Genomic DNA, 13,713 nt, shown 5'->3' with positions numbered 1-13,713 from the left:
AGTGCAGCAACCCTCAACCGCTCAGCCGAGGCTCGAATTGCGGCATGCGAGCAAATCGTTCGGGCGCGTGCGCGCACTGTCCGACGGCGATCTCGTGCTGTGGCCCGGCGAAGTGCATGCGCTGCTCGGCGAAAACGGCGCGGGCAAGTCGACGCTCGTGAAGATTCTCGCGGGCGTGCATCAGCCCGATAGCGGCGAGATGCTCGTCGACGGCACGCCGCGCCGCTTTGCGACGCCCGCCGAAGCACGCGATGCCGGACTCGCCGTGATCTACCAGGAGCCGACGCTGTTCTTCGACCTGTCGATTGCGGAAAACATCTTCATGGGACGGCAGCCCGTGGACCGCATCGGCCGCATTCAGTACGACGCGATGCGCCGCGAAGTGGACGGCCTGCTCGCGTCGCTCGGCGTCGATCTGCGTGCCGATCAACTGGTGCGCGGTTTGTCGATTGCGGATCAGCAGGTGATTGAAATTGCCAAGGCGTTGTCGCTGAACGCGAACGTGCTGATCATGGACGAACCGACCGCCGCGTTGTCGCTGCCCGAAGTCGAACGGCTCTTTGCAATCGTGCGCAAGCTGCGCGAGCGGGACGTGGCGATTCTTTTCATCACGCACCGGCTCGACGAGGTCTTCGCGCTGACGCAGCGCGTCACCATCATGCGCGACGGCGCGAAGGTGTTCGACGGCCTCACCGCTGATCTGAACACCGACGCCATCGTGGCAAAAATGGTCGGCCGCGATCTGGAGACGTTCTATCCGAAAGCGGAGCGGCCGCCCGGCGAAGTGCGTCTGTCGGTTCGCGGCCTCACGCGCGTCGGCGTTTTCAAGGACATTTCGTTCGATGTCCGCGCAGGCGAAATCGTCGCGCTCGCGGGTCTCGTCGGTGCGGGGCGCAGCGAAGTCGCGCGCGCGATCTTCGGCATCGACCCGCTGGATGCCGGCGAAATCCTGGTCGGCGGCAAGCGCCTTGCCGCGGGCAACGCAGCGGCCGCGGTGCGCGCGGGACTCGCGCTCGTGCCCGAAGACAGACGCCAGCAAGGACTCGCGCTGGAGCTGAGCATCGCGCGCAATGCGTCGATGACGGTGCTGGGCAGGCTCGTCAGACACGGCCTGATCACGACGCGCAGCGAGACGCAGCTTGCGAACAAATGGGGCACGCGGCTGCGTCTGAAAGCGGGCGATCCGCATGCGCCAGTGGGCACGTTATCGGGCGGCAATCAGCAGAAGGTGGTGCTCGGCAAGTGGCTCGCAACGGGCCCGAAAGTGCTGATCATCGACGAACCCACGCGCGGTATCGACGTCGGCGCAAAAGCCGAGGTATATGGCGCGCTTGCCGAACTCGTGCAGGACGGCATGGCGGTGCTGATGATTTCGAGCGAATTGCCTGAAGTACTCGGCATGGCCGACCGCGTGCTGGTGATGCACGAAGGACGCATCAGCGCGGAGATCGCGCGCGCCGAGGCCGACGAGGAACGCATCATGGCGGCGGCACTCGGACAACCCATTCCACCGCTGGGACGGGCCGCATGATGCGCCACTCATCGACTCATGCCGCGCCGGTGCAGACGCCGCCGCCATCTTCGAAGCGCTCCGCGAGTACGCCAGGCGGCTTCGTCGCGAGCCTCGCGAAGAGCCGCGAGACGACGCTCTTCGTCGTGCTGATTCTGCTGATCGTGGGCACCGCGCTCGCGAGGCCGCAGTTCCTGAACTTGCAGAATCTGCGTGACGTGCTGCTCAACGTGTCGATCATCAGCCTGTTGACCGCGGGCATGACCGTGGTGATCCTGATGCGTCATATCGACCTGTCGGTGGGCTCGACGGTCGGCATCAGCGCGTATGCAGTGGGCAGCCTCTACGTTGCGTTTCCGCAGATGCCGGTAATCGTCGCGCTCGCGGCGGGACTCGCGATTGGCCTCGTCGCGGGCGGCATCAACGCGTTGCTCGTGGCGGTGGGCCGCGTGCCGTCGCTCGTCGCGACGCTCTCCACGCTGTACATTTTTCGCGGCGCCGATTACGCGTGGGTGCATGGCGGACAGATCAACGCAACGAGCTTGCCCGAAGCGTATTCGCGCCTTGCCACAGGCACTTTCTTTGGCATACCGACGCTCGCGCTGATCGCCGCCGTCGTGCTGCTCGCGCTCGCGATCTACCTCAAGCAGTTTCGCGGCGGACGCGAGCACTATGCGATCGGCTCGAATCCTGAAGCGGCGCGTCTTGCCGGTGTGAATGTCGAGCGGCGCGTGATGGCGGGCTTTCTGCTGTCCGGCGCGATTGCCGGCTTTGCGGGCGCATTGTGGCTCGCGCGCTTCGGCACCGTCGATGCGAGCACCGCGAAGGGCATCGAGCTGCAAGTGGTGGCGGCGGCCGTGGTCGGCAGCGTGGCGATTACAGGCGGCGTCGGCACCATACTCGGTGCAACGCTCGGCGCGCTCGTGCTCGGCGTGATCAGCATTGCGCTTGTCGTGCTGCACGTTTCGCCGTTCTGGGAGCAGGCGATCGAAGGCGCGCTGATCGTCGCCGCGATCACCGCCGATACCTTGCTGGCCCGCTCCGTCGCCAAACGCATGATGAGGAAACGCGATCATGGCTAAACCCGATTCCGCGCTGCTCACGCGCAAACGCGAAACGCCGCTGCAATGGGAAGCGCTGCTGGTGATCGTGCTGATACTGTCGCTTGCACTCGGACGCATGCTGTCGCCCGTCTTCCTGACCGGCGCAAATCTGAGCAACGTGCTGGCCGATCTCACCGAGATCGCGTTGATGGCGCTGCCGATGACGCTGATTATCGTCGCCGCTGAAATCGATCTGTCGGTGGCTTCGGTGCTCGGTGCATCGAGCGCATTGATGGGCGTGCTGTGGCATATGGGCTTGCCGATGCCGGTCGTGATCGCGCTCGTGCTGGTCGCGGGCGCGGTCGCCGGGCTGCTCAACGGCCTCGTGATCGTGAAGCTGAACCTGCCGTCGCTCGCGGTCACGATCGGCACGCTCGCGCTGTTTCGCGGGCTCGCGTATGTGCTGCTCGGCGATCAGGCCGTCGCCGATTTTCCGCCTGCTTATACGGCGTTCGGCATGGACACGCTCGGCGCGACTTTCATCCCGTTGCCGTTTGCGATCGTGATCGTCGGCGCCGTGCTGTTTACGGTGCTGCTGCAGGCTACCGCGTTTGGCCGCAGCCTCTATGCGATAGGCGCGAATCCGACCGCGGCCGCGTTCTCCGGCATCGAGGTCGCGAAGATCAGGCTGCGTCTGTTCGTGCTGTCGGGTTTGATGAGCGCGCTGGCCGGTGTGGTCTACACGCTGCGCTTCACGAGCGCGCGCGGCGATAACGGCGAAGGCTTCGAGTTGTCGGTGATTGCTGCCGTGCTGTTCGGCGGCGTGAGCATTTTCGGCGGACGCGGCTCGATGATCGGCGTGCTGCTGTCGCTGCTGATTATCGGCGTGCTGAAAAACGCGTTGACGCTCGACGACGTGTCCAGCGAGACGCTCACCATCGTCACCGGCGTGCTGCTGCTTGCATCGGTGCTGATACCGAATCTGGTTGCGCGCTGGCGCGCGGCACACGACCGGCGGTTCATCGCGAAGTCGGTTTCTTCCCCGTAACGTGACCATTGCTTGACCACCAAACCCGGACATCACCACGTCCAACAACAAGCAGGAGACACTTCATGTTCAAACCTCTTCGTCACACCGGCGCGGCCGCGCTGTGCGTCGCGTTGCTCGCGATCAGTTGCGCGGCGCCCGCTGCGGGCCTGAAAAGCGGCCTGAAAATAGCGTTTCTGCCGAAGCAGATCAACAACCCGTATGAAGTGATCGCCGACGACGGCGGCCTCGCCGCGATCAAGGAGTTCGGCGGCGTGGGCAAGGTGGTGGGTCCGTCGGATGCGGGCGCGTCGTCGCAGGTGCAATACATCAATACGCTGATCACGCAGCGTCAGGACGCGATTGTGATCGCCGCCAACGACGCAAACGCGGTCGTCCCGTATCTGAAGAAGGCGATGTCGCAAGGCATCAAAGTCGTCACGTTCGATTCAGACACGGCGCCTGAAGGTCGTCAATTGTTCGTCAATCAGGCGAACGCGGAAGGCATCGGCCGCGGCCAGATTCAACTCGTGTCGAAGCTGATAGGCGGTGAGGGCGAATTCGCGGTGCTGTCGGCCACGCCGAATGCGACCAATCAGAATACGTGGATCAAGTGGATGCAGGAGGAACTGAAGAAGCCCGAGTATTCGAAGATCAAGCTCGTCAAGATCGCGTACGGCAACGACGACGACCAGAAGTCGTTCGTCGAGACACAGGGTTTGTTGCAGGCGTATCCGAACCTGAAGGCGATCGTCGCGCCGACCACGGTGGGCATCGCTGCGGCGGCTCGTTATATCTCGTCGTCGTCGAGCAAGGGCAAGGTGGCGGTGACAGGGCTCGGCACGCCGAACCAGATGCGCGCGTTCGTGAAGAACGGCACGGTGAAGGCATTCCAGTTGTGGGACCCGAACCAGTTGGGTTACCTCGCCGGCTATGCGGCCGCGGCGCTCGCGTCGGGCACGATCAGCGGCAAGGAGGGCGAGTCTTTCGATGCGGGCAAACTCGGCAAGCGCACCATCGGCCCGCAAGGCGAGATCATTCTCGGACCGCCGACTACATTCGATGCCGGCAATATCGACAACTTCAATTTCTAGAGCGGTCGAGCACGACGCGATAGATTCGTGAATCAGAGCAGAGAACGCCCCGCTGGGCGCTCTCTGAAGGTCATTCCGAGCGACCGTGATGGTGCTGATGGCCGTAATGGTCCGCATGATGGTGCTCACCGCCCTCCATCATGCGCATCATCTCTGGCCCGCCGGTTTTAAAAAAGATCACCGTCAAAATGACAGCCACAATCCCAAAGACGATATTCAGTACGGTCGTATAGTTGAAGGTAATCGCTGCATCCACGACAGCCGTATGCCGCTCGTGCGGAACCCAGCCTAGCGCCTGGAACAGAGCTTCGACAACGAGTGCCGCCGACACCATCGCAAGGTAGAACGTCACGGCGAGAAAAGCGGTCATTCGCCCGCCATAGTACTTTCTGTAGATATTCAGAATGGGCAGGATGATGAGATCGCCAAAAATGAAAGACGCGACGCCGCCGAAACTGATGCCTCCATTCCAAAGTACTGCTGCAAGCGGCACATTGCCTACGGAACACGTGAACGACGCGACGGCAATGAGTGGCCCGACAAACGCGCCCCAAATCATCGCGGCCGTTGGATGGCTGACGAGGAAGAACTTCTGCCAGAAGCTGTCGGGCACCCATGCGCCCAAAGCTCCCGCGACGAGTAAGCCAACGCCGATGTCGCGCCACAACATCGCCCAGTTCATCGCATAGCTGTGACTGATCGCTATCCATCCCTCTCTGGACGACAGGCGTTCTTTCCAGGTGCCTTGCTGTTCGCTCATCGACATCGCCGCATGGCCTTCCATACTGCCGGCAATACCTTTGTCCGCCTGCTCGATCGCGTCGCGCTTGAGCGAGTCTTTGAGAAAGAAACGGAAGAAGAGCACCATAACGACGATCATGATCGGGCCGCCGATAAACTCAGCCGCGGCGAATTGCCACGAAATGAGCACCCACATCAAAACGCCGAGTTCAAGCACCAGATTGGTTGCGGCGAACTGGAACGCCATTGCGGCGGTAAAGTCGCCGCCCTTGCGCACAATAGAGCGGGCCATCGCGACTGCCGCATAAGAACATGAGGACGACGCGGCGCCTAACAGCGCGGAGACGGTCAGCGTTTTGGCCGATGAATCGGGCAGAAGCTTCGACATCTCCGACTTCGAGACGATGACTTCAATCACGGCAGAGAAGAGAAAGCCGAGACTGAGGCCCCAGAAGATCTGCCACAGCATGGTGAAAGCCATCCATAGCGCGTGACCGAGAGCAGTAACTATCTGCATCGCAACCTCCTGCGTGGAAAACTTCTGAACTGGCTATACGTCGACCGGACGCGGAAAGTACAACGTGAAAGTGGTGCGCTCGTCATTGCTCGCGACCTCGACTTTGCCACGATGCAATTCCATGATCGATTTGACGATAGCAAGGCCGAGACCCGCGTTTCGCGCCGAACGGTGCCGCGACGCGTCGACGCGATAGAAACGTTCGAAAATCCGCTCGACGTGTTCGGGCGCAATCGCATGCCCCCGGTTGGTTACTTCGACGACCGAGTACTTCGGCGATTCGAACGAGCGCAACTCGACGCAAGAGCCCGCAAAAGCATGGTCGAGTGCGTTGGACATCAGGTTGCTGACAGCGCGTCGGAACAGCGTCGCATCCGCGGATAATTGTGCATTTCCATTCACGGCGAGATTCACGCCGGCTTCTTCCGCGAGGCCCTGAAAATACGATGCGAGCCTACTCAATTCGCTCGTCGCGTCCAGCTTGACCACGTGAATAAGCTGCTGCGCGTTTTCATTGCGCGCGAGAAACAGCATGTTCTCGATCATCCGCTGAAGCCGCTCGCACTCTTCGATATTCGAGTCGATCAGTGCTTCGTATTCGTCGATGGTTCTCGTGCGAGACAGCGTGACCTGCGACGAGCTGATGACATTGGCGAGCGGTGTTCGCATGTCGTGTGCGAGGTCGGATGAGAACTGCGACAGACGCACGAATGCGCGTTCCAGCCGGTCGAGCATCCGATTGACCGATAGCGCAATAGCCTGAAGCTCGACGGGTCCGCCGTGTATATCGAGCCGCTCGCTCAGGTTGTGAGCTTCGATGCGCGAAGTCTGACGGCCGATGCTTTTAACCGGCGACAGTCCTCGCCGCGTAACGGCATAGCCGACCGTGCCGACGAGCGCGGCGCCGAGCGCGACGGCAATCAGCACGTCGACGCGATAACTCTTGAGAAGCGATTGCCGGTCCGATGCGGCGCGCGCCAGCACCACACGCACGGTTTCATGCGACGGCAGCGTTGCCGCGGAGAAGATGCATCGCGATGAACCTATTGACGCGATCTCGCAGGTGAACGGACTGCCGGCGGCATGCTTGCCGGAAAACGCAGCCGCAAGATCAAGATGTTCCTGGCCAACGTGCTCTACCAGCACGCGATTCTGCGCGTCGAAAATGCCGAGATAGACGCCGGGATGGGACAGCAGCACTTCATGGAAAATTGCGGGCGCCGCTTTAACGGCGTCGATCGATCCGGCATCGCGCACGAGCTGCTGAAACTGCGCGAGCTTGCCGATAATCTCAATGTCGTCGCGCCGCTGCAATTCCTGCGATAGCGAGCGATAAAGGAATGCACCCATGAGCGCAAATACGATAAGCGCCGCTACCGCGAATGCAGCGGTCAATCGCTTGAGAAGCGAATAGGGAACCGTCCTCGCGGTCACGAACGGTCCTCGAGTACGTAGCCCATTCCACGGACGGTGTGCAACAGCTTCGTCTCGAACGAGTTGTCGATTTTTGCACGCAGGCGTTTGACGGCGGCATCGACCACGTTGGTATCGCTGTCGAAATTCATGTCCCAGATCTGCGACGTGATGAAGGTGCGCGTCAGTACTTCGCCCTGCCTTTCAGCGAGCAACTGCAATAGCGAGAACTCCTGCGCTGTCAGGTCGATGCGCAGATCGCCGCGCTTCACCCGTCGCTTGATGAAGTCCACTTCCATGTCGGCGATGCGCAGCACGTCCTTGACCGCGCGCGGCGCCCGCCGCAGCAGCGAACGGATTCGGGCGAGGAACTCGGCGTAGGCGAAAGGCTTGGACAGATAATCGTCCGCGCCCAACTCGAGACCTTCGACTTTGTCCGCGACCGTATCGCGCGCGGTCAGCAGAAGAACCGGCGTCTGCTTCTCCTTACGCAGCCGCCGAAGCAACTCGAAGCCGTCTATTCCGGGAAGCATCACGTCGAGTACGATCAGATCGAATTCCTCGTGCAACGCGAGGAACAGACCGTTGACGCCGTTGTCGGCAGTGTCCACCGTAAAGCTGGCCTCAACCAATCCCTTCCTGAGATAGGCGGCCATCTTCGGCTCGTCTTCGATAATGAGTATGCGCATCGGTCAACGGTTCATCTTTTCGCGGAAGGAGGGGAGTGTGGTCAGCTTAGACATGGCTCGGCAGTCGTGAGATGACGGGAGCATGACATTTTTTTCATCTTCGCGAGCATGAAAAATCAGTCATCTCGTGGCCATCGCGGCGTCAGAAGGCCCGCAGTAAGCTTTGGTCCTGAGCGTCGGCCGTGCCGTTACGCGTTGACACGTTTCAGCTTACAACCGCCCAAACTCGCGTGCTAGACTCCGGCCCCATGTACTACTGGCGCAAACTCTTCATCGTCGTTCTGCTTGCACTGAGCCTTCCGGCTCAGTCGTTCGCGGCCGTCGCGATGAAATGTGGCGTCGGCCAGGCGCATCATCATAGTGCGCATGTTGCGCCGGAAGGCGGCGAGCATCATGCAGCCATGTCCGGTGCAGAGCATCTTCACGCAAGCGGCGATCATCACCACGATGGTCATCAAGGGCACGCGTGCGCAACCTGCGCATCGTGCTGTTCCGGTGCAGTCATGCTGTTCGTGCCGATCCTGCCGCCCACGGCTGAAACCGCTCACTTCTTCTTGTCCCCGTATTCTTCCGCGCCCGTCGTGTCGTTCCTGACGGGCGGCATTGAACGACCTCCCCGCTCGATTCCCGTCTAGTCCGCGCCCTCGCAGCCGTTCGCTGCAACGGGCATGTTCCTGGAGACCGGCAACCGGCCTCCGGATGATTCACGACGAGAACAACTCATGCGAAAAATTTCTGTGGCGCTGCTTGGCGCGGCCGCGGCGTTGCCGCTGCTCGCGCACGCCGCGACGACCTTGCCGGACCCGGCCGATGCGGGAGCGTCGGTGCCGCCGCCTGCAACGTCGTCGGCATTCGACGGTTACAAGCCCTGGCACGATGGAGAAGCGCCGAGCTGGCAACAGCTCAATCGCGAAGTCGCACCGAGCCGGGCAGCGACTGGTGCGAAACACGCGAAACACGGGCAGCACGCGAATGCCGCATCGGCCGACGAAAGCGGCTCCGGACATGGAGACGACTCCAAATGATGCGTCACCTCGCGCAGACCCGCGTCGCGTGCATCGCCGTCGCGGCGATTCTGCTCACCGGCTGCACAACGTTTTCAAACGACGGCGGCTTCGGCGCCGTATCGACGACTGCATCGCAGCGGCTCGGCAAGGACGCGGTCTATGTGAAGACCGACGAGGACCGCGAAGCCGTTTTCAAGCGCACGCGGGAACTGCTGTCAAAGCCGCTCGGCATGGACGACGCCGTCCAGCTCGCGTTGCTGAACAACCGCGGACTTCAGGCGGCTTACGGAGAACTGGGCGTCTCGGAGGCCGACCTCGTGCAGGCGGGCCGTCTGCCGAATCCGGGCTTCACCTTCAGCAGAACGCACTGGAGCGATGGATTCGGCATTAGCCGTACTTTCTCGATGGGCGTGCTCGGTCTGCTTACGCTGCCTTTGGCGACACGCGTCGAAGGCAGGCGGTTCGAGCAGACGAAGCTCGAGACGGCCAATGCGATGCTTGCCGTGGCCGCCGACGCCCGCAAGGCTTATGTGAACGCGGTGGCTGCGCAACAGGCTGCGCTCTACGCGGAGCAGGTCAAGGACTCGGCCGAAGCCGGCGCGGAACTCGCGCTGCGCATGCGCCAGGCGGGCAACTTCAGCAGACTCGACTACGCGCGCGAGCAGGCGTTTTATGCCGAGTCCGTCGCGCAACTCGCAAAGGCCCGGCAGCAATCAGTCATGGCGCGCGAGAAGCTCACGCGCGCGATCGGCTTATGGGGTTCGGGAACGCAATTCGAACTACCCGACCGTCTGCCGGAACTGCCAAAGGAAAAGCCTCAACTCGACGATCTCGAGAGCTTTGCGATGCGAAATCGGCTGGACATTCAGGCCGCGAAGCTGAGAACCGAAAGCGTCGCGAGTTCTCTGGGACTGACGAAAGCAACGCGCTTCATCAATGCACTCGATGTCGGTTATCTCAACAACTTCGAGACCGACAAGGGACATGAGCGCGGCTACGAAATCAGCGTCGAGATTCCGCTCTTCGACTGGGGCAGTGCAAAGACCGCGCGCGCCGAAGCCATCTACATGCAATCGGCTAACCGGCTTGCACAGACGGCAATCGATGCACGCTCCGAAGTACGCGAGTCGTATTCCGCTTACGTCACGAGCTATGACGTCGCGAAGCATTACCGCGATGAAGTCGTGCCCGTGCGCAAGACCATCTCTGACGAAATGCTGCTGCGCTACAACGGCATGCTCGCGAGCGTGTTCGAGCTGCTCGCCGATTCGCGCGATCAGGTGGCGGCCGTCAACGGATATATCGATGCGCTCAAAGACTACTGGGTTGCCGAGACGGATCTTCAGCAGTCGCTTGGTGGCCGTCTTCCGCCGCTTGCCGCGATGTCCGCAGCTCAACCGGCGTCGCCGACGAATTCAGAAGGTAAATGAACATGGTGTCACGTCGAAATTTTCTTGGCGGCTCAGGCGCCGCGCTGCTCGGTGCAGCGCTGGTCAGCAAGGCGGGCGCGGCTTCGCTTCCGGAAGCGCCAACGATGCAAAAAACCGCCACGCAGCCGCCGCTCGTCCCGCCCAATGGCCGGCCTTATACGCCCGTTGCCACACTCAATGGCTGGACGCTGCCGTGGCGCATGAAGAACGGATGGAAGGAGTTTCATCTGATCGCCGAGCCGGTCGTGCGCGAAATGGCGCCGGGCATGAAGGCAAATCTGTGGGGCTACAACGGCCAGGCGCCTGGCCCGACCATCGAGGCCGTGGAAGGCGACAAGGTCCGCATCTTCGTGACCAACAAGCTGCCGGAACACACGACCGTTCACTGGCACGGGATGCTGCTGCCGTGCGGAATGGACGGCGTCGGCGGTCTGACGCAACCGCATATTCCGCCTGGCAAGACGTTCGTCTACGAGTTTCAGCTCGAGAAACACGGCACATTCATGTATCACCCGCATGCCGACGAGATGGTGCAGATGGCGATGGGCATGATGGGCACGTTCATCGTTCATCCGAAGGATCGCGGCGTCATGCCGGTCGACCGCGACTTCGTGTTCCTGATGTCGGCCTACGACATCGACCCGGGGAGCTTCACGCCACGCGTGAACGAAATGACGGACTTCAACATGTGGACGTGGAATGCGCGCGTGTTTCCGGGCATCGATCCATTGCCCGTTCGCACCGGCGACCGGGTGCGCATTCGCTTCGGCAATCTGACGATGACCAATCATCCGATCCATCTTCACGGATACAGCTTCGAGGTGGCAGGAACCGATGGCGGATGGATTCCTCCGTCCGCGCGTTGGCCCGAAGTCACCGCCGACGTCGCGGTCGGTCAGATGCGCGCGATCGAGTTCACCGCTAACCGGCCCGGCGATTGGGCGTTTCATTGCCACAAGTCGCATCACACGATGAATGCAATGGGGCATCAGGTTCCCAACCTGATCGGCGTACCGCAAAAAGATCTCGCGAAGCGCATCAACAAGCTGGTGCCGGACTACATGGCGATGGGCGCGACGGGCGGCGCGATGGGCAATATGGAAATGCCGCTGCCGGACAACACGCTGCCGATGATGACAGGTACAGGCCCATTCGGCCGGCTGGAAATGGGCGGCATGTTCAGCGTCGTGAAAGTGCGCGACGGTCTCGGCCGCAACGATTATCACGACCCCGGCTGGTTCAAACACCCGAAGGGCACCGTCGCGTACGAGTACACCGGCGAAATGCCGGAAAGCTGAATTAGCCCGAAGCCGGATGATTGGACTCGGCCGGATTTTTTATCACTTTGACTGTTGAGGGAACGTATGAAGAACGTAGTGGCTTTCATTGCAATGTGTTGTGCTGTTTCGGTTTCCGCGACCGCTTATGCAGCCGCCGATATGGGAAGCATGAACATGGCGAGTGGCGCACAGCAAAGCGCGGACGTGAACGCGGACGCGAACAAAAGCATGTCGCATGGCGAAGTTAAAAAGGTGGATACCGCCGCGGGCAAACTCACCATCAAGCACGGTCCCCTGGAGAACCTTGGCATGGAAGCCATGACGATGGTTTTCAAGGTTAAAGACCCGGCGATGTTGTCTCAGGTGAAGGTCGGCGACAAGATCGATTTCGTCGCCGAAGAAGTCGATGGCTCACTGACCGTGACGAGCCTGCAAAAGCAGTGACATGCAATGGGCGCCGCCCATGACGCACGCACGGCGCCCTGGTTAAATTCCGGGAGGCAACATCATGAATACCAACATGCGAAAAACGTTCTTTGGTGCGGTCGCAACCACTGCACTCATGCTTTCATCCGCGCTCGCGTTTGCGCACGGCAAGCTGGAAACGGCGACGCCGGCGGCGGGCAGCACAGTCGATGTATCGCCCGATTTACTCAGGCTGACGTTCAACGAGGACCTCGAGTCTTCGTTCAGCACGATCAAGGTCGCCGATGCGAGCGGCGCGCCCGTTACTAAAGAAAAAGCAACCGTCGACACAGCCAATCCGCGCGTACTGGCCGTCGCGATCCCGAAGCTCGCTTCGGGTGCGTACACCGTGCAATGGGCTGTGATGACGCATGACGCGCACAAGACCAAAGGCATCTACACATTCGCGGTGAAGTGATGAACGAAGGCTTCCTCGGCGTTGTCCGGCTGATATCGGTAGCGCTGCAAAACGTGAGCTTTGCCGTGCTTATTGGAGCGATGCTCAGTGACATGTGGTTGTCGCGACGCGCGTCGCGATGGCAGTCGGGCGTCAGTCGGCGACTCCTGATGACCATGAGGATTTCGGCGTTAGTTGTATTGCTTTCGAGCTTCGCGGCATTCTGGGCTCACTGCGCGCTGATGAGTGAATCGTCTTTGTTTGAAGCGGGGCCGGCAGTGGTATCGATGCTGAAGGAGACCGGATTCGGTCATGCCTGGCTCGTGAACTGCGTTCTACTGCTCGTCGTTCTTGTGCTTCTGCTGGCGAACGTGCATAAGCGCGGGCCATACGCAGTCGTCATTGCACTCGCCACTGCGGGCGCGGCCCTCGCGAGAAGCAATACGGGACATCCGGTCGATGCCGGTACCTTTTCGCGGCCGGTATGGGCCGACTGGGTACACGTGCTCGCTATCAGCGTATGGGTCGGCCTCGTGCTCGTGGCGGCCAGTATCGTGGTGCCGCGGTTAGGCAAGGCCCCGGAAGACGACGCGCCCAATAGCGCGGCATTCGTGCAATCGCTTTCAAACGCAGCCACTGTTGCGCTCGCGATGCTGGCTATCACGGGCACGTACAACGGTTGGCGCGGCGTGAACAGTCCCGTCAATCTCTGGACGTCGACTTACGGGCAGGTTCTTGTGCTGAAGCTCGCGCTTGTGCTGATTGCAGCGGCGCTTGGAGGACATAACCGGATCGTTGAAATGCCGAAAGTACTCATGTCATTGAAGGGCTCGCATGCGATGCAGTCGCGCGTTGCATTGAGGCGCTTTGCGCGAGTACTTCAGATTGAGTCGGTCGTGCTGGCCGGTGTGCTTATTGTCGCCGCGGTTTTCGTTTCGAGTCCTTTACCGGGGACTTCTTCCTGACGGACAACTTTTTACCAGTCCACGCAGATGGTGGTGTCTGAGTGGTGGCTTCACGTCTTGTCGAATGATCGCCGTGCACTGGCGCTTCCATCTTTTACAGGCTCGGCCGCGCGTCGGGCCTTTTTTTGCTCCGCC

The 13,713-nt window shown here is 61.1% G+C and carries 14 protein-coding genes; 10 read left to right on the top strand and 4 right to left on the bottom strand.

From position 1 onward, the window contains the following. Position 1: 1 nt before the first annotated feature. From C8K18_RS10840 to rhaS, 4 genes are all read left to right on the top strand, one after another. Positions 2–1,531: a sugar ABC transporter ATP-binding protein gene (locus C8K18_RS10840; protein ID WP_107707457.1), complete on the top strand. Its 1,530-nt coding sequence runs from the start codon at positions 2–4 to the stop codon at positions 1,529–1,531. Next, complete coding sequence (locus tag C8K18_RS10835; RefSeq protein ID WP_107707456.1) at positions 1,528–2,592, top strand: ABC transporter permease; 1,065 nt, start codon at positions 1,528–1,530, stop codon at positions 2,590–2,592. The genes C8K18_RS10840 and C8K18_RS10835 overlap by 4 nt, the downstream gene beginning before the upstream one ends. Further along, positions 2,585–3,601, top strand: a complete 1,017-nt coding sequence (locus tag C8K18_RS10830) for an ABC transporter permease (protein WP_107707455.1) — start codon at positions 2,585–2,587, stop codon at positions 3,599–3,601. The genes C8K18_RS10835 and C8K18_RS10830 overlap by 8 nt, the downstream gene beginning before the upstream one ends. A 65-nt stretch (positions 3,602–3,666) precedes the next feature. Continuing rightward, positions 3,667–4,674 (top strand): rhamnose ABC transporter substrate-binding protein, encoded by a 1,008-nt coding sequence (rhaS, locus tag C8K18_RS10825; RefSeq protein ID WP_006046692.1) that lies wholly within the window; start codon positions 3,667–3,669, stop codon positions 4,672–4,674. Positions 4,675–4,744: 70 nt separating this feature from the next. Here rhaS and C8K18_RS10820 read toward each other — a convergent pair whose 3' ends face one another. The 4 genes from C8K18_RS10820 to C8K18_RS33275 all read right to left on the bottom strand — a co-directional run bounded on the left by C8K18_RS10820 (position 4,745) and on the right by C8K18_RS33275 (position 8,492). Beyond that, positions 4,745–5,932: a permease gene (locus C8K18_RS10820; RefSeq protein ID WP_107707454.1), complete on the bottom strand. Its 1,188-nt coding sequence runs from the start codon at positions 5,930–5,932 to the stop codon at positions 4,745–4,747. A gap of 33 nt (positions 5,933–5,965) precedes the next feature. Continuing rightward, the gene (locus C8K18_RS10815) at positions 5,966–7,366 is read right to left on the bottom strand and encodes a heavy metal sensor histidine kinase (RefSeq protein WP_107707453.1); all 1,401 of its coding nucleotides are present in this window, start codon (positions 7,364–7,366) and stop codon (positions 5,966–5,968) included. Next, the gene (locus tag C8K18_RS10810) at positions 7,363–8,034 is read right to left on the bottom strand and encodes a heavy metal response regulator transcription factor (RefSeq protein WP_006046695.1); all 672 of its coding nucleotides are present in this window, start codon (positions 8,032–8,034) and stop codon (positions 7,363–7,365) included. The genes C8K18_RS10815 and C8K18_RS10810 overlap by 4 nt, the downstream gene beginning before the upstream one ends. A 233-nt stretch (positions 8,035–8,267) precedes the next feature. Continuing rightward, positions 8,268–8,492, bottom strand: coding sequence for a hypothetical protein (locus tag C8K18_RS33275; RefSeq protein ID WP_157140563.1), 225 nt, complete (start codon positions 8,490–8,492; stop codon positions 8,268–8,270). Between the two features lie 264 nt (positions 8,493–8,756). On the opposite strand from C8K18_RS33275, the gene C8K18_RS10800 reads away from it, so the two are divergent. The 6 genes from C8K18_RS10800 (at position 8,757) to C8K18_RS10775 (ending at position 13,578) form a co-directional block, all read left to right on the top strand. Continuing rightward, positions 8,757–9,059, top strand: a complete 303-nt coding sequence (locus C8K18_RS10800) for a hypothetical protein (protein WP_107707451.1) — start codon at positions 8,757–8,759, stop codon at positions 9,057–9,059. Further along, positions 9,056–10,471 (top strand): TolC family protein, encoded by a 1,416-nt coding sequence (locus C8K18_RS10795; protein WP_107707450.1) that lies wholly within the window; start codon positions 9,056–9,058, stop codon positions 10,469–10,471. Before C8K18_RS10800 ends, C8K18_RS10795 begins: the two co-directional genes overlap by 4 nt. After that, positions 10,468–11,769, top strand: coding sequence for a copper oxidase (locus C8K18_RS10790; RefSeq protein ID WP_181324848.1), 1,302 nt, complete (start codon positions 10,468–10,470; stop codon positions 11,767–11,769). Before C8K18_RS10795 ends, C8K18_RS10790 begins: the two co-directional genes overlap by 4 nt. 66 nt (positions 11,770–11,835) lie before the next feature. Then, positions 11,836–12,195 carry a copper-binding protein gene (locus C8K18_RS10785; protein ID WP_053859267.1) on the top strand — a complete coding sequence of 120 codons (360 nt, stop codon included), beginning with the start codon at positions 11,836–11,838 and terminating at the stop codon, positions 12,193–12,195. Positions 12,196–12,259: 64 nt separating this feature from the next. Next, on the top strand, positions 12,260–12,634 hold the full coding sequence (copC, locus tag C8K18_RS10780; RefSeq protein WP_107707448.1) for a copper homeostasis periplasmic binding protein CopC: 375 nt from the start codon (positions 12,260–12,262) through the stop codon (positions 12,632–12,634). Continuing rightward, entirely contained in the window at positions 12,634–13,578 is a 945-nt protein-coding gene (locus C8K18_RS10775; RefSeq protein WP_107707447.1) for a copper resistance D family protein, read from the top strand. Before copC ends, C8K18_RS10775 begins: the two co-directional genes overlap by 1 nt. Positions 13,579–13,713 lie beyond the last annotated feature (135 nt).

Origin of the sequence: Paraburkholderia sp. GV068 (assembly GCF_003058125.1) — a bacterium.
Classification (GTDB): domain Bacteria; phylum Pseudomonadota; class Gammaproteobacteria; order Burkholderiales; family Burkholderiaceae; genus Paraburkholderia; species Paraburkholderia graminis.
This window is presented reverse-complemented; position numbering and strand designations above follow the sequence as displayed.